Raw genomic sequence first — 24727 nt, forward strand, 5'->3', positions numbered from 1 at the left:
AAATATGATTAAATTTTCGGCTTTAGATTCATGCAAATCCTTGGCAGAAACTCTAGGCCATCTGGTTCCGGGCGGAATTATGTTTTGCGTAACGGAAGGAGATACAATTGTTTGGAGATTTTCTTCAGATTCTTTTCACTTAGATTCGTTTGAGGTTGGGTATCATGTTGAGAGTAACGGCGTGATGATGAATGCAGTGCGTAATAAAAAAACAGTCTCACAAAATGTTCCCCGAACCGTCTATGGTCAACGGCTCATCATTGTCGCTATGCCAATTATTGATGATACCGACAATATTTTTGGTACATTTTCTGTTTTTCTACCGAAATTACACCCTGTGGCTGCTGCCTTTAAGGATTTTGCCCCTGTTTTGGCTGAGATGTTCGATGAAGGTTCGGTTATTTACATGACGGATTTAACTCAGGTTGTTTACCGGCAGGCTTCTCGAAAATTTGATATATCGTCTCTTCCTGTTGGCCATGTTATTCAGGAAGAAGATGTTGCTTCTCGGACCATCAAAACGAAAAAGCCTATTTCAGAAGAAGGTGGAGCAGAGATATACGGTTTCCCTGTTTTAGAAACAAATTACCCGCTCTTTGACGAAGACAATCCTGACGAAATAGTTGCTTCTCTAGGAGTCATTATCCCCAAAAAAACAGCAGCACACCTGCGCATTATTTCAGGAAATCTTGAAGACGGCTTGTCTGCAATTTCTGCAGCGATTGAAGAGCTCGCAGCGGAGGCTACGAGTATTCACTCCAACGAACAAAATCTGAACAACAATATTAAGGAAATTATCGGCCTTTCTGAAGAAATTAATAAGGTTTCTGTCTTCATAAAAGAAATAGCGGACGAGACAAAAATGCTTGGTCTGAACGCAGCAATTGAGGCTGCCCGAGCCGGGGAATCAGGCAGAGGATTTGGTGTTGTGGCGGAAGAAATAAGAAAGCTTTCAGAACAATCTAAGAGCACTGTTCCCCGGATCCAGGAATTAACGGATACCATCAAAGACAAAGTGAATGATGCTGGAGATATGAGTAAAAGTTCATTGCATGCCAGCCAGGAACAGGCTGCAGCAACAGAACAAGTCACAGCCAGTATTGAGGAAATTACCGCAATGTGCGGAGAATTAAATGAGATGGCAAAGACTTTATAAGCTCAATTTATGAATGTTCCACATAGAACAAACCCTAAGCAAGTAGAGGCTTAGGGTTTTCTGCCGTCTGCCAAGAGCTTCCTATGTTCATTACACTGATTGACGCAGATCCGGCCGCTGTAGGGGCCTATGATTACCGATTACGGGATTATTTTTTCTGATGGGATATTTTTAAGCGAAGATATTTTGTATAATAAGATTCAAAGAGGGTATCAGAATGTTGGAGTTGTTCATCCTGGGGCTGATTATTTCAGTACTCATTCCGGCGGGGGATTTTTTGGGAATAAATGTAGTGGCAACTGTAAAAAGAGGTGGCTGATGAAAGTTATCTATTACGACTGTTTCAGCGGCATAAGTGGAGATATGAATCTCGGAGCGATGCTCGATCTTGGCATCCCAAAGGATCATCTACTCGCTGAGCTGGCTAAACTTCAAATCAATGAGCAATATACAATGAACATCCGTTCTGAAAGCAAGCATGGAATTGAAGGCACACGCGTAGAGATAACGGTTGAAGATCCCGTGAACCACCATTCCATCCAGCAGGCGAGAGCGTTGGCTGATATCACTAAAATGATCAGGGAAAGTGATTTGTCAGCAGCTGTGAAAGACAGAAGCATCCGGACATTTTCCATTCTGGCGGATGCGGAAGCAAGGGTTCATGGAATAAAGGCCGATCAGGTCCATTTTCATGAGGTCGGGGCTGTGGATGCGATTCTCGATATTGTCGGGTCGGCTGTTTGTCTGGAATATTTGCAAGCTGACAGGATCGTTGCTTCCAGTGTGGAACTTGGTGGTGGATTTGTGCGCTGTGAACACGGCCTGCTTCCGGTTCCTGCACCAGCCGTAACAGAGCTGCTCCAGGGTGTCCCGGTAAAGACCGGAATCGTGCCTTTTGAGACAACGACGCCTACAGGAGCGGCTATTCTGGCTGCGAATGTTCAAGAATATACAGACAATGCGGATATAATCATTCACCGGATCGGTTATGGGATTGGCCGGCAGGATTTGGAAATACCCAATATTCTACGGGTATATCTTGGGGAGAGAGCGGAAAAGACTGCTCCCGGATTCAGACAGCAGGAAAGACAGTGGATGCTGGAAACGAATATTGATGATATGAATCCGGAATTCTATGAATATATTGAAGAAAAGATGGTTGCTGCCGGAGCCCTGGACGTCTTTAAAACCCCGGTGATCATGAAGAAGGGGCGACCGGGGTCAAAATTAAGCGCTTTAGTCAATAAGGAAGCGATTTCAGCTGTCAGGGAAGTTATTTTGCGGGAAACATCGGCGATTGGCTTACGCAGCTATCCAGTTGAAAAAACGATGCTCCGCCGGGAGAATATGCTGGTGCAGACTAGGTACGGTCCGGTCAATGTAAAATGTTCTTATTTGGATGCGGAAAGAATCAAATCAAAACCTGAATATGAAGACTGTAAAAGACTTGCCAGGGAGCATGACCTTCCCTTAAGCGAAATCTATGCCGAAGTTTACAGGCTGCTATCCAAAGGCAATCGATCCGGAGCTTTAGATCAAGAGAGGAAGAACTGAACGTGTTTTCATTATCTGCGGTCCTGCTGTTTATTACCTCGTCCATTGTACTGATCTTGGCACCCGGTCCGGACATTGTATTTTTGATAACCCAGGGTATAGCCAAGGGAAAGAAGGCAGGCATTTTTACCTCAATCGGGCTGACGCTGGGTAATTCGGTTCATACGTTGGCCGCGGCGCTGGGGCTATCTGTCATATTTAAGACGTCAGAAGTCGCCTTTGTTCTGTTTAAAACCTGCGGGGCGCTTTATCTTTTTTATTTGGCATATAAAGCGATCAAACATCGGAATGACCCGCTGACTGCCGATGTTGACCAACAAGGGTCCGATCACCGCGGCCTGCTGCTGCGAGGTTTCTATATGAATGTTTTCAATCCGAAAGTTGCCCTTTTTTTCCTGGCATTCCTGCCGCAGTTTGTCAATTCTGAATTTGGCAGCGTTCCTTTGCAGATGATTTTCTTAGGGCTTATCTTTATGGGGCTTGTTGCGCTGATTTTTGGATTTATCGGTTACTCGGCCGGTTCTCTAGGAAATTGGATTTTAAAGAAGCCCGGGTTTTCCAAGGTTATAAATATTGTCTCGGCGACCATTTTTGGAGCACTCGGCTTTAAGCTTCTGACCAGCGCGAGATAAACACGAACTTCGAATGAATGATGAAGAAATGAATAAATCATAGACTAAATCAAAGGAGCAATCATAATGGAGACGAAATCATCCCCTTCGGGGGCCAAGATGCAATCAAATCGCAGGAAGGTTTTATGGCGGCTGTTTCGTCCGCACACCCTTACGGCCTCATTCATACCGGTTCTGATTGGCTCGGTGCTGGCTTGGCAGATCAGAAACGGCTTAAACTGGGGACTGGTAGCGGCAATGCTGATTGCTTCAATCTTAATCCAGGCAGCCACGAATATGTTTAATGAGTATTACGATTTTATCCGGGGACTGGATACAGCGGAATCCGTTGGCATTGCCGGTGCGATAACCAGGGACGGAATAAAAGCAGGGACAGTTCTGAGTCTGGCTTTGGTTTGTTTGCTGATTGCGTCACTGCTGGGTATTTACATCTGCAGTAGCAGCAGTTGGTGGCTGGCCCTGATTGGCCTGGGCTGTATGGCTGTCGGTTATTTGTACACAGGTGGGCCTTACCCGATTGCCTATACGCCTTTTGGAGAATTGCTGGCCGGGCTCTTTATGGGATCAGGAATTATTTTGATTGCCTATTTTGTTCAGACCGGCAGCATTAACTGGGACGTCTTTTTAATTTCTGTTCCGAATCTGATTCTAATCGGAGCAATCATGATGTCCAACAACATACGTGACCGGGAAGGGGATCAGATGAACGGGCGTCATACGCTCGCCATTTTGTTGGGACACCGCAGGGCTGTACAATTCATGGCGGGAATGTTCCTGGTGGCCAATCTTTGGGTAGTTGTACTTACCCTGGCAGATGTTCTGCCTGTCTGGGCACTATTGGTCCTGCTGAGTATTCCGAATGCTCTTCAGGCCTTGAACGGATTCCGTAACAAAAAATTCCCGGCTGAAATGATGCCGGGAATGAAAAGTGTGGCTCAGACCAATACACTTTTTGGGATTTTACTTACCATTGGTTTGTTAATTGAAGTAGGCGTAAGTCAACTGTAATAGAACGAAAAGCGAAAGGCAGTGGAACTACCGGTTCAGAGGCATGAGCAGTGCTATCATGGAGCAGAGACTCTATATCTCTCCACAGTGCTCAGTAAGGAAGCGGCGAGTTCCGTTTCGACGTGGGTAACTTGTTCGTCATAGACGACTTCAAGAACTTTCGTATTCGCATATAGCCAGGCCAAGGCGGCTCCATCCGAAACAGGAATTTCCAGACTAACCCGAATGAGGTCACTGAACAGTTCTTTCTCGATGGCCTGCTTCAGTTCTTCCAACCCGCTCCTCTGCAAAGCAGAAATTTCTACAATGGGCCGTGTTTCGCGCCACAAGCTGATCCGGTTATCCGGATGCAAACGGTCAACTTTATTGAGGACAATCAGGGTCGGTTTACTGCCTGCACCAAGTTCTGCCAGGATTTCATCAACAATCCGGATGTGGTCTTCGACCTGGGGATCAGCAGCATCAGCCACAATCAAAATCTGGTCGGATAATACGACTTCCTCCAGGGTTGATTTAAAGGCATCGAGCAAATTAGGCGGAAGTCTTCGAATAAAGCCCACCGTATCGGAAAGCAGGACCGTACTGCCGTTATTTAAAGGAAGCTTGCGGGTTGTCGGATCAAGCGTAGCAAACAGTTTGTCCTCGGCCAAGACATCCGAGCCGCACAACGCATTTAAAAGGGTAGATTTCCCGGCGTTGGTATAACCGACAATGGACAGAACCGGGATATTGTTTTTTTGGCGGTTTCCGCGGAGAACGCCGCGTTGTCTACGGATATCGTCAAGGCGTTCTCTCAGATGAGCGATCCGGGAGCGGATATGACGACGGTCGGTTTCCAGTTTTGTTTCACCCGGTCCCCTTGTTCCGATGCCGCCTCCAAGACGGGAAAGCGCCACACCGGTTCCTGTCAGGCGGGGAAGTCTGTATTCGAGCTGGGCTAGCTCTACTTGCAGGATTCCTTCCCTGGAACGGGCATGCTGGGCGAATATATCCAGAATCAGGCCTGTACGGGACAGAACTTTCAACCCCAGCTTTTCTTCGAGGATGCGCTGCTGGGTGCCGGTTAATTCTTCGTCGAAGATAACCAGATCAGCCTGGCTTGTCTGAATCATTTGCTGAAGTTCTTCGAGCTTGCCCGGGCCGATGATCGTTGAGGAATCGCGGGTTTCTTTTTTTTGCATTAAATGGCCGACAATCAAGGCTCCGGCTGTTTTGGCCAGCTCTTCAAGCTCGGCAAACGAGACTTCCGCTTCGCTGATTCCGTACAAGTCTCTGCTGTACCGTGTCTGCAGTCCAACCAGTATGGCACGTTCACTTGTTTTGGCTTTTTCTGCAGGCAATTTCCTGAGTATATTGTCGGCATCTTCGATATTTTGAAAGAGCAACGTAAAGTCATCTATATCAGCCGCAAGGGGTCCGAAAATATTGACCTCCTCAATGTTCGTGGGTGACAGAATGCCGACATAAAGGTCTTCAGCCCGATTATTCCGGATCCCGATGGCAATCATTGCATCAAGATTCAACTGCTTCAGAGAACTGATGTCCATGGAAGACAATGAACCACTGCTTTTCGGATGGGTATGAATACAGCGGGTGCCCGAAAGGCGCTGCAGGCTGCATTTCTGCTCCACTTCAGCCAGCTTCACGGTACTGTGATTTCCTATACTGACATCGGTGATCCGGCCTTTACGGTCGGCATACACGGCAATTTCCTTGTTCACCTGCGAAGAAATTTCGGCAAGTTGTTCAATGAGTTCCTGTGTCCACAAATGGTCTCTAGGAATTTGGTAAGTATAAAAACCGTTTAATTTTTTAAGAATACTGTTTTTTACACCTTCTATTTCACCGTTAACCTGTGGCAAAGGCAATTCCTCCCTGTGGTAAGATTAGGAAAGAAGACGTTGATCATGTGTAATAACAGTATTATATCACTGAATCCAGTCATTCCCTAAAGATCAGAGGAAAGGCCGTAAACAAATTAGTCATTTTTGACAGATATAGAATCCAGGATCAAACGAATGGCACTGCTCGTGCTGTCCGGGAAAAAAGCCTGGTCCGTAAAAAAGGAGATTCTGACAACTTCATTATTATCATTTAATTCCAGCCAGTATTCCTGCGAGCTGATAACATTTTCGCCAAAATCAGCTGACCAGCTTTCTTCAAATCCGCTCCAATGATTTAAGGACGTACGTTTTAGAACATAACTTATAAAGTTATAAGTACTTCTGGCTTTACTGTCTTGAAGGAAATGCTCAAGGTCGGCTGTCCGCCAGATCTGGAGATATCCCCTGAAGCTGAGTTTATTGTCCGTAAAATAGATGTTCAGACGCATTTCCTCTCCTTTGTCGGGAGTCAAATGCACTTCAGTTGTAGCTGGAAATTGTGCTTTGACTGCATAATTATCCACCTGATATTCATACGTCCGGTCGTTTTGGAAGGATGCAATTGCCGGTCCTTCCAGATATAGATATTGGATTAGCAAGGCAATAACCACGGCGAATGCGGTCTTTAATAATGTTTTTATCTGCATAGCTACTCCTTTCCGACATAGTCTTACATATCTTTTTATGAGTGCCTTTTGAAACGGTTATTGAATTTTATGAAAGAAACGAACAATAAAGAATCGTTGACAAGAGAGAGCATACTGTGTATATTATATATATACAGTATGCTCTCTCTTGTCCGGGTTTAGCTTTAAATAAATGAGGATGATGCATGAATATCATTATTTCACACATGAGCGGAGAACCAATCTATCAGCAAATCATCAATCAGATCAAAACATTGATCCTGGCGGGAGATCTGACCGAGGGGGAAATACTTCCTTCGATCAGGCAGCTTGGGAAGGATTTGCGTATTAGTGTCATTACAACTAAAAGAGCCTATGAGGAATTGGAACGAGAGAGGTTTATTTACTCTGTTCCGGGAAAAGGGTCTTTTGTTGCTCTGCAAAATTGTGAGGCAAGAATTGAAAATAAACGGAAACAAATTGAAGAAATGTTGAAGCACGTTATCAAGGAAAGCAGGCTTCTGAATTTAGGCCTTGCTGAAATCACAGAAATATTAAAGAACGTTTATGAAAGATATGACCCTGGTAAGGTAAGATAAGGGGGATAATAAAGTGAACGAAGCAGATCCTGTCAGAAGGAACAGCAACAGTCTGATCCTGGAAATCCAGGGATTAGGAAAACATTTTTCGGAGTTTGAGATTTCAGATGTCACATTCAGTCTGGAAAAAGGTTATGTAATGGGGCTTATCGGGCCAAATGGCTCAGGCAAGACCACAACGATTAAACTGATCATGAATCTCCTGAAAAAAGACAGGGGGGAGGTCAAAGTATTTGGTCTGGATCATGTGAAAGATGAAAAAGAAATTAAAAACAAAATCGGATTTGTTTACGATGAAAATCATTATTATGGCGTATTGACAATTGAGCAAATGAAAAAAATTGTGGCACCGATGTATCAATACTGGGATGAACGTTTATTTCAAAAGTATCTAAAAGATTTCGGCTTAAACCCAAAACAAAAAATTGATAAGTTATCCAAAGGAATGAAAACAAAGTTTTCTTTGGCCATGGCGCTTTCTCATCACGCGGAGCTGATTATCCTGGATGAACCGACATCCGGTCTGGATCCTGTGTTCAGAAACGAACTGCTCGAAATTCTTTACTCTCTAATGCAGGATGAAAATAAAGCCATACTTTTTTCTACGCATATTACTTCAGATTTGGAGAGGATTGCAGATTATATTACGTTTATCAATCAGGGCAGAGTCGTATTTACCAGTGAAAAAGATCAGGTTCTGGAGCGATTTTCTCTAGTTAAGGGCCCCAATTACCTGCTAGAGTCTTCTCTGGAAAAACAATTCATTGGTCTACGCAAAAGCAGTGTCGGCTTTGAAGGGCTGACAGCTGATTTGGAGGTTATCTTGCCAGCGCTGAAAGAAAAGATCATTGTCGAAAGGCCCACGCTGGATGAAATTATGATTTATCTAGTTAACAGAACAGGAATGGGGGTAACGTAAAAGTGTGGCGAATCATACTAAAAGATTTAATGGTTCAAAAAAGTAATATTTTCATTATTCTCTTCTTGTGCATCTCGATCTCGGGCACGATGTACAGAAGTCCGGGAATAGCGGGAGTGCAACTTCTGTTAGGTGTCTATTTCATGCTGATTTATGCAAATAGTTATGATTTCAAATATAATGGGGAAATCATGATCAACAGTCTTCCAATAAACAGAAAAGAAATTGTTTTAGCCAAATATCTGTCTGCAATTGTCTATGCGCTGATTATCATGGTTATCATCATTCCGGAAAGTATGATTCTTTATCTATTTAATTTCCCCGGCTTGACGGGCGGTATCCAGGGCATTGTAAGTTTTCTCGGAATTGTCGTGTTGCTACTGAGCTTATATATTTCGATTTACCTGCCCCTCTATTATCGTTTAGGTTATATGCGTTCCAGGTGGGCCAATTTCATCTCTATGTTTGTTATTTTTGGACTTATTGGCGCGGTGGGTCAGTTGACAAAAATGCCTGCCGATGAATTGGAAACCACAAGTCAGGGATTGGAGCAGCTTATTATGATATTGAATGGGTATGCCGATCCGGTCATTTACCTTATGATGCTTGTTGTTGGAATTGTTCTGTTGGTACTTTCGTTCAAGGTTTCCGTCCGGATCTATAAAAACAAAGACTTTTAACACTGCCGAGACTGCAGGGGTTTAAAGATCTAAAGAAAAAAAGGCATCAATTTTGCCTTTTTTGCGTATTATGGTTATTATTGACTTGACACCTTTTCCGATATATCGATTAATACGAAAACTCTGTTTGGAATTTAAGTGCGAATTTAAGCAGGATAAAGTGAAGAATCGCAATGATCGATTGCGTGATGCTTGATAACGTCAAGAACCGTGTTGATTTTAAACGGTTTCTGGATAATCCCCTTGAAATTTGTGGTTTTCGGCAGCTTCCTTTCTTCAATATCTGAACCGGAAATCATGATTACCGGGATATCTTTCAGATTTTTTTGAGCTGAGATCTTCTCAATAAATTCACAGCCATTAAGTATAGGCATGGAATAGTCTGTGAGAATCAAATTAGGGTGAGGGCAGCTCTTCAGCATAGTAAGAGCTAAATATCCATTTGACGCGATAATTGGAGTATAGCCGTTGCCAATCAGCATTGTTGACAGAAGATTGGCTATACTTGTGTCGTCGTCGATGACCATTACAACGGGCCTCAACTGTCGTTCCTCCTTCTAAAATTTTCTTATTTTGCAACCTTTATCAGTATACACTACAATAAGGAAGAAAAATGTTGATGCCTGTCAAAGGCCAAAAAAAAATAATTTGACTGTTTTTTAGAAGAAAATTGTTTATTTCCAATGGTTTTAAAGCCTGTCCATTTATTTTGGTTATAGAAAGAAATCTTATTTATGTAAAAAAGTTAGTAAATAATGTAATTTTTTGATGTGGATTATGCTTAAAATTTAGCTTTACTGGAGTGTTTGATATGGCAAGGGTTGAACTGGTCGCAGTAACGGCATTTGGGCTTGAAGCTGTCGTTGCGAGGGAACTTAAAAATCTAGGGTATGAAAATACAGTAGTTCAGAACGGTAAGGTATCATGGGAGACAAATGAAGAAGGGATTTGCCGGGCCAATCTGTGGCTGAGGTGTGCGGACCGTATCAGTTTGAAGATGGGCGAGTTTGAGGCACGGAGTTTTGAAGAATTATTCCAGCAAACGAAAGCATTGCCCTGGGAGGAATGGCTACCGGTGGACGCCTGTTTTCCTGTGACCGGAAAATCGGTTAAATCTCAGCTGCATAGTGTTCCAGACTGTCAGGCAATCGTTAAGAAAGCGATTGTGGAGAGACTGAAAGATACCTATGGCGTCAGCTGGTTTGAAGAGACAGGAGCTCTCTATGCCGTACAAGTCTCAATTCTGAAAGATACGGTTACGCTGACCATCGATACTTCCGGTAAGGGATTAAACAAACGGGGCTATAGGCAAATGGCCGGGGATGCTCCGTTAAAAGAAACACTTGCTGCCGCGATGATTTATCTTAGCTACTGGAACCCCGGCCGTGTTCTTCTGGATCCTTTTTGCGGAACAGGAACGATTCCGATCGAAGCAGCTTTTATCGGACAGAACCGGGCGCCTGGTCTAGCCAGGGCATTTTCGGCTGAACGATGGACGAACATTGCGGAAAAACATTGGCTAAATGCAAGAGAAGAAGCAGAAAATCTCTGGCAAAGAAATGCGGAACTTGCGATCTATGGTTCGGATATTGATCCAGCTGCTTTGCGCTTAGCCAGAGAACACACCAGAGAAGCAGGTCTGGAAGGAAAAATATTTTTTCAGAAGCTACAGGTCAAAGAAGCCCGCTCCAGATTTAGATATGGCTGTATCATTACGAATCCTCCCTACGGGCAAAGGCTCGGAACAGCAGAAGAAGCTGAAACTGCTTATCAGGAACTTGGTGAGGTTCTGGAAAGACTCCAGGATTGGTCCTTGCATATGCTCACTTCACTGCCAAAACCAGAAAGGTTCATTAAAAAAAGGTGGGATAAAAGTCGGAAATTATATAATGGAAGAATCGAGTGCCATTATTATCAGTTTTTTGGGCCGAAACCTCCCAAAGACAAGAAAAATAACCTATAGATTATTTCTGAAAAAAGAATAAAATATGGATAGGATAATTTTAAAGATGAGAAGGAAATATAAGGATTATGATGGAAAAAAAGGATATAACTGAAAAGCTCGAGCCTCTTTACGACAAAAAAGTAGAATGCCTTTTATGTGGTCAGGAATTCGTGACCAAAAAAATCCGGTCAAGGTTCATTAAGCCGCGCCAGGTCGACAGCGATTTTGGCCAGATATTTGAACAAGATGATAATAATCCGTTATTCTACTATGTCATGGTTTGTCCCCATTGCGGTTTTTCTTTTACAGAGGATTTTTCCAAAATCACGGCACAAAGTGTTCGTAAAAAAACCCTCGAAGAGATCTCCGGCAAGATGGATCACAATAAAGACTTCTGCGGAGAGCGGGATTATCAGATGGCAGTCAGAACGTTTAAGCTAGCGATCTACTTTGCCCAGCTGATCAAAGAAAAACATGTTGTGCTGGCAAGGATCTGCCACCGCCTGGCGTGGATTTACCGTGGAGCCGGAATTACTGAAGAAGAGATGAGATTTATAAACCTGGCCTGTACTGAATATGAGCAATCTTTTCTTTATACGGATTTCAATCCAGAATCGACTCCGGAAATTCAGATTTTATATTTGATCGGTGAATTGAACCGCAGACTAGGAAAATACAATGAAGCTGTCAAATATTTTTCTACAGTCAGTGAACATCCTGATAAAAGCCGATATATAAAATATGTCAATATGGCCAGAAATCAGTGGAGCGAAGCTGTCCAGGAATATCGGGAGAGCAAGAACAAACAGCAAATATAACTAAACGTGAAGCTAGAGTAACTGAAGGGTGAATCAATTATAAACAGGAGTTAATGATGAACAGTATAGCTGTAAAGGAAATTTATGATGCAACAGAGTCTAAGATTGGGGAGCGTCTGCAAATATCAGGCTGGGTAAGGACGGTCAGAGCATCCAAAGAATTTGGTTTCATTGAATTCAATGACGGCAGCTGTTTCAGAAACCTACAAATTGTCTACGATCTAAATTTGTTAAACTTTTCCGAAGTCAGCCGACTCGGAGCTGGTTCCGCCTTAACTGCGGAAGGGGTGCTGGTTTTCTCTCCGGGTATAAACCAAGCTTTTGAGCTAAAAGCCGAGAAGATCCAAATCGAAAATGCCTGTCCGGCTGATTATCCGCTGCAGAAGAAAAAGCACAGTCTGGAATTTCTTAGAACGATTGCGCATCTCCGCCCCCGAACCAATACTTTCTCGGCTGTATTCAGACTGAGGTCTGTCATTTCAATGGCCGTGCATCAGTTTTTTCAGGATAAAGGCTTTATTTATGTGCATACGCCGATTATCACGGGAAGTGATGCCGAGGGAGCAGGAGAAATGTTTCGGGTATCCACACTGAAGCCTGATCATCTTCCGCGTGATCACTGGGGAGCAGTGGATTACCGGCAGGATTTTTTTGGTAAGGAGACAAACCTTACGGTAAGCGGACAGCTTAATGCCGAAAGTTTTTGCCTTGCGTTTAAAGATGTCTACACATTTGGACCGACTTTTAGGGCGGAAAACTCTAATACAGCCAGGCATGCAGCTGAATTTTGGATGATTGAGCCCGAAATTGCGTTTGCAGAGTTAAACGATATCCAAAATATTGCTGAGGAGATGATGAAGTATCTGATTACTTATGCACTGGAACAGTGCCCGGACGAAATGGAATTTTTCGGCAAGTTTATTGATAAAGAACTGTTGGCCCGGCTGAATAATGTTTTAGATTCGGAATTTGGACATCTGTCCTATAGCGAGGCCATTGAAATTTTAAAGAAAGCCAATATGGATTTTGCTTATCCTGTGGAATGGGGATTAGATCTGCAAACCGAGCACGAACGTTTTTTAACCGAAAAAGTATTTGGAAAACCACTTTTCATTACAGATTACCCTAAGGAGATTAAGGCTTTTTACATGAGGCAAAACGATGATCAGCAGACGGTGGCTGCGATGGATCTGCTTGTTCCGGGTGTCGGTGAGATCATTGGCGGCAGTCAAAGAGAAGAAAGAACAGACTTGCTGACAAAACGAATTGCTCAGCTCGGAATGAATGCGGAGCATTATGGTTGGTACCTCGAACTCAGAAAATATGGCGGGGTAAAACATGCAGGCTTTGGGCTAGGCTTTGAGCGCCTGATTATGTATTTAAGCGGGATTTCCAATATTCGAGATGTCATACCGTTTCCGAGAACTGTGAAGTCTGCAGATTTCTAGCAAAAATTGTTTTTGCATATTTGCCCAATTGAGACATAAGTGTGTCGAAAGGGACCACAACGACACACAGGCTAGTCCTAGATAATATTTGATGTGGAATTATTGAAAAATATTCTGACAGAATTAGCCGTGATAACTAAATTAATGATATAATCCCTAAATGTAGGTTAATTTTTTAATGTTCTATTTTCAAGGAGGATATTCCCAATGCCCAATAAAGAAATGCTTTTAATTCCAGGACCGACCCCTGTAGTCGATGAAATTTATGAGGCACTTTCCCGGGAAACAATGTCCCATACGGATATGCGCTTTGCAGGTATTTTTAGCGAAGCACTCACCCAGACCAAAAAAATGTTTAATACGGATGGCGAAGTCTTTGTTATCGCCGGATCCGGAACACTGGCCATGGAAATGGCACTGGCCAATACGCTTGCCCGAGGTGAGAAGCTGCTCATCGTTAGCCATGGCTATTTTGGGGACCGCTTTATCGGAGTCGCGAAAGCTTTAGGGATTGAAGCTGAAGTGCTGGCTGCTGAGTGGGGCAAACAAATTGAACCGGCTCAGATTGAAGAAAAGCTGCAGCAAGGTGGATTCAAAGCTGTTACGATAACCCATGCGGATACATCAACGGGAGTAGCTGCAAATCTGGACAAAGTTGTTCCGGCAGTCAAAAAGTATGGTGTGCTCTTAATATTAGATGGTGTATGTGCTTCCGCCGGACTGGAAGAAGATATGGGCAAAGCCTATGGTGCTGACGATTATAAGATTGACGTTGTTTTGACCGCATCTCAGAAGGCGATCGGGGTTCCTCCCGGACTAGCAATTGTGGCCTTCGGACCGAAAGCCCTGGAAGCCAGAGCGAAAATGGATGGTGTCAGCAGTTACTATATGGATATCAACAACTGGAGCCCGATCATGAAAGAGCCGCAGAAATATTTTGCGACCCACCCGATCAATATGATCTATGGCTATGCAGAAGCCATGAAAATCATTACGGCCGAAGGAACGGCAGCGCGTTATCGTCGGCATACAGCGATTGGCAAAGCAATTCGTGCGGCGATCAGATCCATGGGCATGAATATTTTTGCTGCGGAAGAAGTCGCGGCCCCGACTTTAAGCTGTATTCTTTATCCTGAAGGCATCAACGATGCCGAATTCAGAGCCATACTTGCGAAGAAAGGGCTGATTGTGGCCGGGTTACTCGCTTCTTTAGCCGGAAAAGGCTTCAGATTAGGTCATATGGGGAATACCACGAATGATGTTTTCTGCAAAGCGCTCGGAATCATCGGCGAAACACTCGGAGAAATGGGATACTCTGTGGACAGCACCAAAGCCGTTCAGGTGTTCAAGGACGTTTTTGCTGAGAATAATCAATAAACCAGAAATTGTCCATCTTTGGTCAATATTTAACCCCGGTACGATCAAGTGTATATCGTGCCGGGGTTTATTTTGATCCATTTACCCTTGATTAAAAAGTCAAATAATAAGGCAATGTCCTTATATTTTATGTAATTATCAGAGAAATTTATTAATATGCTGGCGGATAAACTGCTGCTAACCTAGCCAAAATAAGAAGAAAGCTGAATCGGAGCTGGCATGAAGAACAGCAAAGAAATGCGGTGCAATAAAAATAACTTCGGGTGAGGTGAAAGTATGGATCCAAATTCTAATGAAAGAAAACAAAAAATATTCAGTATTATAACGGTAAGTCTTATTCTGTGTCTGCTTCTTTCTGCTGCCAGTCAGGCTGCTCTTGGAGACCGGACACTGTCTAAGGGTTCCAGAGGTTCTGAAGTCAAAGCCTTGCAGAGTAAACTGGTCCAACTCGGGTATCAGGTCGGAAAAGTTGACGGTATTTATGGAAAGTCAACCGTGGCTACTGTTAAAAGATTTCAAAAAAACAGAGGATTAAAAGCTGACGGCATAGCCGGAGACAAAACAATTCGGGAGTTAAAAAGACTGACAGGTGAAAGTACTACCTCTTCCGGGAAGCAGGTGGGCTTTAAGAACGCTGATTTTCAACTGCTAGCCCGGTGTGTTTATGCGGAAGGCCGCGGTGAACCGTATATCGGTCAGGTCGCGATCGGGGCGTGTATCATGAACAGGATTAAAAGTTCCTCCTTCCCGAAAACCATAGCCGGTGTTATTTACGAGCCAAAGGCCTTTTCGGCAGTAGATGACGGTCAAATCAACCTTCAACCCGATGAAACCGCCATTAAGGCAGCCAGGGAAGCAATGAACGGATCAGATCCGACGAATGGAGCGGTCTATTATTTTAATCCCGCTAAGACCACCAATAAATTTGTTTGGTCAAGACCGCAGATCAAGAAAATCGGCAAACATATTTTTACACGTTAGGAGGGGTACCGATGAACGCTGAATCAAAAAAAAAGCTGCTTTCCTGGCTGTCCTTGACGCTAGGAATTGTGCTGATTTTTTCTCTAGGCTGGGGCTATTACGAGTTCAGGGCACTTAAAGAGTATAAGACGGAAACGGAAAACCAGTATTCGAGGGCTTTCACGGATCTTGTGACATCGTTAAACGAGGTGGAAACAAGTATAGCCAAAGCCAAGGTTGCGGGCAGCGCGGCCCAAAGGGTGCTTTATCTCGGAGAAACCTGGAAGGGAAGCGAAAGTGCGGTCAGTCGGCTTGGCCAGCTGCCGGCAGACGAAGTCGGGATTAGCTATGTTGACACGTTTATCAACCAGGTCAGCGATTTCAGCAAGGCCATGACCCGCAAGACGGCTGCCGCCGCTGTGATGAGTGATGAGGAGCAGGCCACATTGAACGAAATGCATGAAAGAGTAATAGAAATCAACCGCTCGGTTCAGCAAGTTTACAATCAGTTTAATTCCGAGAACCTCGCCTGGGTGGACAAACCCAAAGGATTGCTGCAAAAAATCGGTCTTGGAAAATCCATTCAAACCGCTGCTCAGGGTGATGAAAACAGCGAAAAAAATAATCAGCAAAATCAACAGGCAGCTGCCCAAACGCCGACTTCCGTCAGAGGCGGGTTGAAGCAGCTTGATGTCAGCCTTCAGAAATATCCTCCATTTTCATATCAGGGAGAACTGGATAAACATTATGTGAATAAGCCACTTGGCTTACCGGGAGGAGAAATTAATGAAAGCAAAGCCATTGAGGTTGGCAAGCGTTTTCTTGAAGATCTAGGGCAGACAGGAGCAGTCCCGCAGCTAAGCGGTTTAAGTGAGAATCCCCTCGGCGGATTCAATCTCACGTATAAAACCAGTTACCTGGAAGTCAGTAAAAAGGGGGGTGTTGTTACCTTTTACCAAGATCAGCGTGAATTAGGAGACCGTCAGCTTGATGTCAATAAAGCGATCAATATTGCCAAAGCTTCTCTCTCTCGGATTGGATGGGATCTGGTTGTCACTTCTTCGCAGGATATTGGTTCTTACATTATGGTTGATGCAGTTCCGCGAGAAAACGGGGCGTTGCTATATCCGGATAAAATTAGACTGACGATAGCAACGGACAACGGACAAATTATTGGCTTTGATGCCAATCCTTACTATGCGTATCATCATAAACGAGAGTTAAATCGCGTGCTCACCTTGGAACAAGCCAAAGTAAAACTTCGTAAGGAGTTCAAGATTATCGAAGTAAAAATGGCCGTCATCTCCAAAGCAGGAACAAATGAAGCCTTCTGTTATGAATTTAGAGGGACGGCATTTGGAGAGGAGTATATGGTCTACATCAATGCGTTGAATGGGACCGAAGAAAAAATCAGCAGGGTTGTGGACACGCCTGCCGGAAAATTAATTCAATAAAAATAAAGATAAGAATTACGAAAATAGGTATTGAAAAAAAATGCATTTCCAATATAATTGGTAAATGTAAAATAATTAAGCAGAAAAAGACTCTCTTTTTCTGCTTAATTATTTTGGGCGCTGGTATTTTTTAAGAAAATGGTTTAAAATTTATTATTAGTTATTGTATTTCCAGCAGCCCTACAAAGGAGGAGCTTCAGGTTTGAGCGTTTACGAAAAAATCAAGGAAAACATCTGCAAGAGATTAGAACAAGCCGTTCTCATTGCACGCGATAAAGGAGAGCTGTCCTTTGAGGAAATGCCTTCTTACGTTCTCGAAGAGCCAAGAGAACGTGAGCATGGTGATTTGGCAACCAACCTAGCGATGCTTTTGACTAAACAGGCAAAAAGGGCACCGAGGGAACTAGCAGCGATCATTATTAACAATCTGGATACGGCAGACACTTGGATCACCTCCAGTGAAATTGCCGGACCCGGATTTATTAATTTTCGCCTGGATCCCTCCTGGCTGACAGGGGTAATTTTGGAGATTTCCGCCCGAGGCGATCAATACGGTTCTATAAACATTGGTCAGGGAGAAAAAATCCAGGTTGAGTTTGTCAGTGCGAATCCAACCGGCCTTTTGCATATGGGGAATGCCAGAGGAGCTGCTTTGGGGGATAGTTTGGCTTCGCTGCTGGCGATGGCCGGTTACGAGGTTAGCAGGGAATTTTATATCAATGATGCAGGTAATCAGATTCATAATTTCGCACTGTCGCTAGAAGCCAGATATCTTCAACTTCTGGGGGTTGAAGTACTTTTCCCGGAGGCCGGGTATCATGGCGAAGATTTGATTCATACTGTCAAAAATATTATTGAAAAAGACGGAGATCAATATGTCCGGATGGAAGAACAGACCCGTCAGGATATTCTTGTCAGTTATGCTCTTAAAGAAAAAATTAATGATATCAAAGAAACGTTAGGAGATTTTGGTGTCTTCTACGATGTGTGGTTCAGTGAAAAGTCTCTACATGAGTCCGGCTATATTCGTGAGACAATGAAGCAGCTTGAAGACAAAGAATACATTTATGAAAAGGAAGGTGCTCTCTGGCTGAAAGCAATCCTTCCGGGAGATGAAAAAGACGAAGTTATTGTGCGCGGTAATGGGGTTCCAACCTATTTTGCAGCGGATATTGCGTATCACCGTAATAAGTTTGAACGGGGTTTTAAAAAGGTCATTAATATCTGGGGAGCAGATCACCATGGCCATGTAGCTCGTATGAAAGGCGCAATGCAGGCCCTGGGATACAGCCCTGATTCTTTGCAGGTCATTCTCATGCAGCTCGTAAGGTTAATCCAGGACGGAGATATCGTAAAGATGTCGAAACGTTCCGGTCAGTATATCACGCTTAGGGAACTGATTGATGAGGTTGGGAAAGATGCGGCTAGGTTTTTCTTCCTGATGCGGGATCCTGATTCTACGGTTGAGTTTGACCTTGATCTGGCCAAATCCCAGTCTGCCGATAACCCGGTTTACTATGTGCAGTATGCGCATGCCCGGCTGTGCAGTATCTTAAGACAGGCGGAAGAACAGGGCTTCAAATCACAGCTGATTCCTGGTGAACATCAGCTGGCGCTTCTTGTTTCTCCGGAGGAAAGAGATCTATTGAAAAAATTAGCGGATCTGCCCGGTGAGATTGCGCTGGCAGCCAGGCTGACCGAACCGCACAGGCTTGCAAGGTATGTACTTGACCTGGCGGCGTTATTCCATACTTTTTACAACAGTCAGCGTGTTCTGGTTCAAGATGCCGATTTGCGGACAGCCCGACTGGGATTGATTCGCTCAACCAGACAGGTATTGGCGAATGTTTTGAAGATACTGGGTGTATCAGCACCGGAAAGAATGTAACTTACCTTTGGAAGTTAATTAATCTGAAATACAACGTGGCAAAGCACTCGTAAACTTTAGAATTTTATGAGATAAGGAAAGGGTAGAAAAGGATGACGAAATTTATTTTTGTTACCGGAGGCGTAGTAAGTTCCCTGGGTAAAGGAATAACAGCCGCTTCTTTGGGATGTTTATTGAAGAAAAGAGGACTCAAGGTCGCGATCCAAAAATTTGACCCCTATATTAATGTCGATCCTGGAACAATGAGCCCTTACCAGCATGGAGAAGTGTTTGTTACCGATGACGGAGCGGAAACCGATCTTGACCTTGGGCACTACGAAAGATTTATCGATGTTCCGTTATCCAAAAATAGTAATGTCACTGCAGGGAAGATTTACTGGTCGGTCATCACCAAGGAACGCAAAGGCGACTATCTTGGCGGTACGGTTCAAGTGATTCCTCATATTACGAATGAGATTAAAGAACGTATTTACCGGGTTGCAAGAGAGAGCAATCCCGATGTTGTGATTACTGAAATTGGCGGGACTGTCGGCGATATGGAGTCACTACCGTTTTTGGAAGCCATTCGTCAAGTCCGTGGAGATATGGGCAAAGAGAATGTCTGTTATATCCATGTCACCCTTCTTCCTTATCTGTCGGCTTCCGGTGAGGTTAAGACCAAACCGACGCAGCATTCGGTCAAAGAACTCAGAGGTATCGGAATTCAGCCCAATATTTTGGTCTGCCGAGCTGACAAAGCAATTGACGATGACCTCAAAGAAAAATTAGCTTTATTATGTGATATTGACAAAGAAGCTATCATAACAAATACCACAGCTCCGACGATTTATGAGGTTCCACTTCGTCTTCAGGAAGAAGGTATGGATGATATCGTTCTGTGCTGTTTGGGGATTAAAGCCCCCAAAGCAGATATGTCAACGTGGGAAAAAATGGTTCTGAAGATTAAGTCGCCATGCAGGTATACAGAAATTGCGATTGTCGGCAAATACGTTACTTTGCCCGACGCCTACCTCAGTGTAGCAGAAGCCTTGCGCCATGCTGGCATCGACCAGGGGGCCGGTGTAAAAATCCGCTGGATCAATTCTGAAGAGCTTGAGGTTCCAGGGGCGGATCTGGGGCAAATATTTGCCGGAATTAAAGGCATCTTGGTGCCCGGAGGATTTGGAAATAGAGGGATTGAAGGGAAACTCAAGGCGATCCAGTATGCCAGAGAGAACAAAGTACCGTATTTAGGCATTTGTCTCGGGATGCAGTGTGCCATCATAGAATTTGCAAGAAACGTCTGCGGGCTAAAAGGCGCGAATAGTACAGAATTTAACCCCGATACGGAATATCCCGTGATCGATTTGCTGCCGGAGCAAAAAGACATTGAAGATATGGGCGGGACGATGCGTCTGGGGATTTCTCCGGTCAGGGTCAAACCGAATACGCTTGCCAACTCGGCATATTCCAGTGAAGTGATTTATGAGCGACATCGTCACCGCTATGAAGTGAACAATCATTACCGGGAAATTCTTGAGAAGAACGGCATGGTATTCTCGGGTACATCCCCGGACGACAGACTCGTCGAAATATCGGAATATCCGAATCATCCTTGGTTTGTGGCTTCTCAGTTCCACCCTGAATTTAAGTCCAGGCCGAACCGGCCACATCCACTCTTCAAAAACTTTATCACTGCAACGCTGAAGGAAGTATAAGACAGCAAACATCAGACTGTTTAAAATCATATCATTACGTTTAAGATAAGAATAATAGGATAATAGGATGAAGAAAAACGTTTTTTGCCAGTCAACCGGTTCACGTCGAACCGGGTGATTGGTATTTCTATGAATTGTATTTCCGCAAATGATGGAATGAAATGTCTTTGGGAGGAGTAGAAAAATGGAATTTACGGCAAGGTGGCTCACAATTAAAGATAAAGCAAAGTTTAATTCCTTTATTTGTAATCATCTCAAAGGGCATGCGATGCAATTATGGGAATGGGGAGACATTAAAGGAAGAACGGGCTGGAAACCTTGGAGGCTTGCAGTGGAAAAAGATGGTGAGATTTTTGCTGCTGCAACAATTCTCGAAAGGAAACTGCCGTTGCTGGGGATGCCCATTTTTTACTGTCCGCGCGGTCCGGTCATTGATATGCACGATAGCAGAAAAATAGCAGCTGTTTTGGAAGCGATCAGGAAGCTAGCGCAACAGCGTAAGGCGATTCTCTTAAAGATTGATCCGGATGTATCTTCAACCGATCAGGTTCTGGCAGGTATTTTGAAAGCCCAGGGCTTCAAAAAAATGGATACAGGAAAGAATTTTGAAGGTGTTCAGCCAAAGTTTGTGTTTCGTCTGGACATTTTGCCGGATGAAGAGACCTTGCTTGTGAATATGCATCAAAAAACCCGCTATAATATACGCCTTGCCTCTAAAAAAGGTGTCACGATCCGGAAAGGATTAAGAGAAGACCTGCCGGAATTTTTTCGTGTACTCAAGGAAACGACCGAGCGGGATAATTTCTTGGTGAGGTCTTATACCTATTTTGAAGATCTGTATGATACGCTGGTGCCGGCAGGTTTTGCCGAACTTTTTGTTGCCGAATATGAAGGAAAGATTGTTGCGGGAACGCTGGCCTTCATCACAGGGGACAAAGCCTGGTACATCTATGGGGCATCATCAAATTCTTATCGCAATGTCATGCCCAACTATTTGATTCAATGGGAAATGATTTGCTGGGCCAAAGCCAATGGTTGTACACTCTATGATTTCAGAGGAGTATCCGGAGATCTGGACGAGAGTAATCCACTGTATGGGCTGTATAAATTTAAAAAAGGTTTTAACGGCGAGTTTACAGAATTCATTGGGGAATGGGACTATGTTTACAGGCCTATCCTGTATGTAATTTGGCAGATTGCTGAAAAAGCTTACTCCGGGAAACTGAAAGGGCTGCTTGCCCGGATGCGCAGGCTACGAAATAAATAATTCATTTCTTGTAATTTCTTAAATCATCTCTTAAATATTTTTAAATCATTTGTTAAAGAGGGACTTGTCATGTCAGATCTGTGGATCGAAGTAGATATGGATGCCATTATCCATAATTACCGACAAATCGTGGCCGGGCTTTCTGCTAAATGCCGGATCATGGCAGTCGTTAAGGCAGATGCCTATGGCCTAGGGGCTACGGAAGTAGCACGAGCCTTGCAGGGAGAAGGATGTACGGCCTTTGCTGTCACTACCATCGCTGAAGCGTTGCTGCTGCGAAACCAGGGTATTGACGGTGCGATCCTGGTGCTCGGCCCGTCCAGCCCAGAAGACTGGAAGGCGGCAATCCAAGCTCGTATTGAACTAACGATATCACAGTTGGACTGGATACCGATATTGGACAAACTTGCCGAAGCGTTGGGAACTAAAGCCGGGATTCAGCTGAAGTTAGAAACGGGTATGGGACGTACCGGTTTTACGGGCGATCAGATGAAGGAATTATCTGAAGCGTTGCGAGAAGCTCCTCAGTTGGAGGTAACCGGGGCGTACACTCACTTTGCCCGTGGAGCTCAGCGTGATCATGCCTATACCAGAGCACAGAATGAAAAATATCTGGCTTATGTTCAAACGTTGGAACAAGCAGGCATCCGGATCCCGCTTAAGCACGTGTGCAACAGCGCCGCCTATTTGGATTTTCCAGAGTATCATTACAATATGGTCAGAGTCGGAACACTCTTGATTGGTCATTGTCCTGCGCCGGCATTCGAAGGCAGGCTGTGGTTAAAAGACCCTTGGCTGGTCAAAGCAAGAATTGTTCACCTGCAAAAAGCGGCAAAAGGTACCTTTGTGGGCTACCAGAGTGTTTACAAGGCTAAAAAGGATACGACCCTAGCAGTGGTACCGGTAGGTTATGCTGATGGGTTTGGCATCGAACCTCGGCTTGTGCCTCAAAACATTGTGGATCTCGCGAAAATGATCGTCAAAAATATGGCGGCTATGGTGGGTATTCAGCTGGGCCGGGAAAAACTGCTTTACAACGGGCAAACCGTCAGTATTGTAGGAAAAATTGGGATGCAGCTTACGGTACTTGATGTCGGCAGCGTGCCTTGTGTAGCCGGTGACGAGATTGTGATTCCTTTACGAAGAACTCAGGCCAATCCCAGGATCCTACGGATGTATAAAAAAAATGGAGAAATAATGAGAATAAGAATAATTAATGAAGGATTTTTGTCTCCCAGCGAAGAACAATTGTCAAATAAAAGGTAGTATGGTGATCTTTGTCAAATCCTATGCTTTTAGTGCAATGGATATGTGAAAATCTATTGACAACTGCAAATCTAGTTATAAAAAGGGGGGCTTTGATGCTGAAGATGTTAATTGTGGATGACCAAAATGGGATCAGAAGACTTCTAACCGAGGTTTTTTTAGAATATGGTTATGAGATTGAATCGTGCGGTAGCGGAATAAAAGCGCTTGAGATTATTCCGAAATTTCAACCGGATCTGATAATCATGGATGTTAAGATGCCTGGAATGAGTGGAATTGAGGTTCTAACGAAACTCAGGGAGACAGATTTTAAAAGCCGGGTCATCATGATGACGGCATATGGGGATCAGATTTTTTATAAACAGGCTGAGGAACTAGGAGTATCCGGTTTTGTTGTTAAACCTTTTGATTTAAATGACCTAAAAAAACAGGTTGGAGAAATCATCAATGCGGATCAGGTTTCTGGGGATTGAAACGTATGCAAAAAATAATGGCTTGAATGGTCAACGAATTAACCGGCCAGACTTCCAACGAAAGTCTGGCTTTTTGACGGCTATGGAGGGGTCTAATGCAACGGTGCCATGGATGGTAAAAAACGGCGATTCTAATATTCTAAAAAATCTAAGGCAGGAATAATATTTTACTTGGAGAACTATAAACTATACGGCATAGGTAAGCTGATGTGATCCGTGACTTGAGACGGTAACGGAAGGCCTAATGCCACGGCCACGGATGACAAAGAACTGCAAGGCCACGGAGCCTGATACCGCGATTTCATGGAGCGGAAAGACCCAATAGGCTGACAGTGTGGGAGGTGAGCCTAAAGATGATTGTTCAGGCGGTCTCAAGCATGGGGATGCTTTGTTCCCACTGCGGGAAACTTCAATTTAAAACATTATCAGTGTTTTCTTTTGCTCACTTGGGAAAAAACAGTTTCATTTGCACGTGCGGTACTCCATTATTGACGCTCATCAGTTTTGAGAGCAAGAAAATCGGCATAGAATATTCTTGTATTTACTGCGGGAGGCCGCATCACTTGGTTACTAGAAGGGAGTTGATTTGGGGAGAACAACCTTTGCGCCTGGGATGCAGTGACAAGGAACTGCCGGTAGGCTATATCGGCCCTGAATCACGTGTCATGGAATTGTGCACAGAAATCAAAAAGAACTTTGTCCGTCTAGCTTCGGAGTTAACAAGCGATCAGGAAGATCTCGATATAATGACAGATGATTTTTTTGTTGTCTATGGCGTTATGGAAATACTTGGCAGGTTGGTTGAATGGAAAAAGCTTGGTTGCAAATGCGGAAATCATAACCTAACTGTAGAAATATTACCTGACCGTGTAGAATTGATTTGCGATTTATGCAAGGCAATAGGTATTATTTATACTGATAATAAGGATATTTTGCGCATACTAGAACAAACGGGAGCAATTACTTTAGAGGAAAATGAGATACGGATCATCAACGATTCTCTAAAGGGAAATCATAGAAAGAATATCATTACGGAGGTTGAGTAGCTTTTTTTGCTATGCCGTATATTATTAAAGG

22 protein-coding genes are annotated in these 24727 nt (G+C 43.9%); 19 read left to right on the forward strand and 3 right to left on the reverse strand.

Features of this window, described 5'->3' with window-relative positions:
* Window positions 1–4 precede the first annotated feature (4 nt).
* The 4 genes from A7K50_RS08175 (at window position 5) to A7K50_RS08190 (ending at window position 4350) form a co-directional block, all read left to right on the forward strand.
* Entirely contained in the window at window positions 5–1156 is a 1152-nt protein-coding gene (locus tag A7K50_RS08175) for a methyl-accepting chemotaxis protein (RefSeq protein WP_119775504.1), read from the forward strand.
* Between the two features lie 318 nt (window positions 1157–1474).
* Window positions 1475–2710, forward strand: a complete 1236-nt coding sequence (gene larC, locus A7K50_RS08180; protein WP_119775948.1) for a nickel pincer cofactor biosynthesis protein LarC — start codon at window positions 1475–1477, stop codon at window positions 2708–2710.
* A gap of 2 nt (window positions 2711–2712) precedes the next feature.
* Complete coding sequence (locus tag A7K50_RS08185; RefSeq protein WP_119775506.1) at window positions 2713–3342, forward strand: LysE family translocator; 630 nt, start codon at window positions 2713–2715, stop codon at window positions 3340–3342.
* A 66-nt stretch (window positions 3343–3408) separates the two neighbouring features.
* The gene (locus A7K50_RS08190) at window positions 3409–4350 is read left to right on the forward strand and encodes a 1,4-dihydroxy-2-naphthoate polyprenyltransferase (protein WP_119775508.1); all 942 of its coding nucleotides are present in this window, start codon (window positions 3409–3411) and stop codon (window positions 4348–4350) included.
* A 56-nt stretch (window positions 4351–4406) separates the two neighbouring features.
* On the opposite strand, the gene hflX is transcribed toward A7K50_RS08190, so the two are convergent.
* Together hflX and A7K50_RS08200 are read right to left on the reverse strand one after the other, a co-directional pair.
* Entirely contained in the window at window positions 4407–6212 is a 1806-nt protein-coding gene (hflX, locus tag A7K50_RS08195) for a GTPase HflX (protein ID WP_119775509.1), read from the reverse strand.
* A 116-nt stretch (window positions 6213–6328) separates the two neighbouring features.
* Window positions 6329–6880 carry a hypothetical protein gene (locus A7K50_RS08200; protein WP_119775511.1) on the reverse strand — a complete coding sequence of 184 codons (552 nt, stop codon included), beginning with the start codon at window positions 6878–6880 and terminating at the stop codon, window positions 6329–6331.
* Window positions 6881–7065: 185 nt separating this feature from the next.
* Here A7K50_RS08200 and A7K50_RS08205 point away from each other — a divergent pair, with 185 nt between their 5' ends.
* Genes A7K50_RS08205 through A7K50_RS08215 form a run of 3 tightly spaced genes read left to right on the forward strand, consistent with a single transcriptional unit; the run spans window position 7066 to window position 9057 of the window.
* On the forward strand, window positions 7066–7458 hold the full coding sequence (locus tag A7K50_RS08205; protein ID WP_119775513.1) for a GntR family transcriptional regulator: 393 nt from the start codon (window positions 7066–7068) through the stop codon (window positions 7456–7458).
* Between the two features lie 13 nt (window positions 7459–7471).
* A complete protein-coding gene (locus tag A7K50_RS08210; protein WP_020491966.1) occupies window positions 7472–8377 on the forward strand; it encodes an ABC transporter ATP-binding protein in 906 nt (301 codons plus the stop codon).
* A gap of 2 nt (window positions 8378–8379) precedes the next feature.
* Entirely contained in the window at window positions 8380–9057 is a 678-nt protein-coding gene (locus A7K50_RS08215) for an ABC-2 transporter permease (protein ID WP_020491967.1), read from the forward strand.
* A gap of 146 nt (window positions 9058–9203) precedes the next feature.
* Here the strand turns inward: A7K50_RS08215 and A7K50_RS08220 are convergent, their stop codons facing one another.
* Entirely contained in the window at window positions 9204–9599 is a 396-nt protein-coding gene (locus A7K50_RS08220) for a response regulator (protein WP_243103691.1), read from the reverse strand.
* A 269-nt stretch (window positions 9600–9868) separates the two neighbouring features.
* On the opposite strand from A7K50_RS08220, the gene A7K50_RS08225 reads away from it, so the two are divergent.
* The 12 genes from A7K50_RS08225 (at window position 9869) to A7K50_RS08285 (ending at window position 24696) form a co-directional block, all read left to right on the forward strand.
* Complete coding sequence (locus A7K50_RS08225; protein ID WP_020491969.1) at window positions 9869–11020, forward strand: class I SAM-dependent RNA methyltransferase; 1152 nt, start codon at window positions 9869–9871, stop codon at window positions 11018–11020.
* 68 nt (window positions 11021–11088) lie between these two features.
* Entirely contained in the window at window positions 11089–11820 is a 732-nt protein-coding gene (locus tag A7K50_RS08230) for a DUF2225 domain-containing protein (protein WP_119775514.1), read from the forward strand.
* A 56-nt stretch (window positions 11821–11876) separates the two neighbouring features.
* A complete protein-coding gene (gene asnS / locus A7K50_RS08235) occupies window positions 11877–13268 on the forward strand; it encodes an asparagine--tRNA ligase (RefSeq protein WP_020491971.1) in 1392 nt (463 codons plus the stop codon).
* Between the two features lie 207 nt (window positions 13269–13475).
* Complete coding sequence (locus A7K50_RS08240) at window positions 13476–14645, forward strand: alanine--glyoxylate aminotransferase family protein (RefSeq protein WP_020491972.1); 1170 nt, start codon at window positions 13476–13478, stop codon at window positions 14643–14645.
* A gap of 276 nt (window positions 14646–14921) precedes the next feature.
* Window positions 14922–15626, forward strand: a complete 705-nt coding sequence (gene sleB / locus A7K50_RS08245; protein WP_119775516.1) for a spore cortex-lytic enzyme — start codon at window positions 14922–14924, stop codon at window positions 15624–15626.
* 11 nt (window positions 15627–15637) lie between these two features.
* Window positions 15638–17059 (forward strand): PepSY1/2 domain-containing protein, encoded by a 1422-nt coding sequence (locus A7K50_RS08250; RefSeq protein WP_119775518.1) that lies wholly within the window; start codon window positions 15638–15640, stop codon window positions 17057–17059.
* A 202-nt stretch (window positions 17060–17261) separates the two neighbouring features.
* Window positions 17262–18947 carry an arginine--tRNA ligase gene (gene argS, locus A7K50_RS08255; protein WP_119775519.1) on the forward strand — a complete coding sequence of 562 codons (1686 nt, stop codon included), beginning with the start codon at window positions 17262–17264 and terminating at the stop codon, window positions 18945–18947.
* A gap of 92 nt (window positions 18948–19039) precedes the next feature.
* Window positions 19040–20644: a CTP synthase gene (locus tag A7K50_RS08260; RefSeq protein WP_020491976.1), complete on the forward strand. Its 1605-nt coding sequence runs from the start codon at window positions 19040–19042 to the stop codon at window positions 20642–20644.
* Window positions 20645–20828: 184 nt separating this feature from the next.
* Entirely contained in the window at window positions 20829–21911 is a 1083-nt protein-coding gene (locus tag A7K50_RS08265; RefSeq protein WP_119775521.1) for a peptidoglycan bridge formation glycyltransferase FemA/FemB family protein, read from the forward strand.
* 69 nt (window positions 21912–21980) lie between these two features.
* Entirely contained in the window at window positions 21981–23177 is a 1197-nt protein-coding gene (gene alr, locus A7K50_RS08270) for an alanine racemase (protein WP_119775522.1), read from the forward strand.
* Window positions 23178–23272: 95 nt separating this feature from the next.
* Window positions 23273–23650 (forward strand): response regulator, encoded by a 378-nt coding sequence (locus tag A7K50_RS08275; protein WP_020491979.1) that lies wholly within the window; start codon window positions 23273–23275, stop codon window positions 23648–23650.
* A gap of 563 nt (window positions 23651–24213) precedes the next feature.
* Window positions 24214–24696: a hypothetical protein gene (locus A7K50_RS08285; RefSeq protein ID WP_243103692.1), complete on the forward strand. Its 483-nt coding sequence runs from the start codon at window positions 24214–24216 to the stop codon at window positions 24694–24696.
* Window positions 24697–24727 lie beyond the last annotated feature (31 nt).

The sequence above is a fragment of the Dehalobacter sp. MCB1 genome, assembly GCF_003590275.1.
Classification (GTDB): Bacteria; Bacillota; Desulfitobacteriia; order Desulfitobacteriales; family Syntrophobotulaceae; genus Dehalobacter.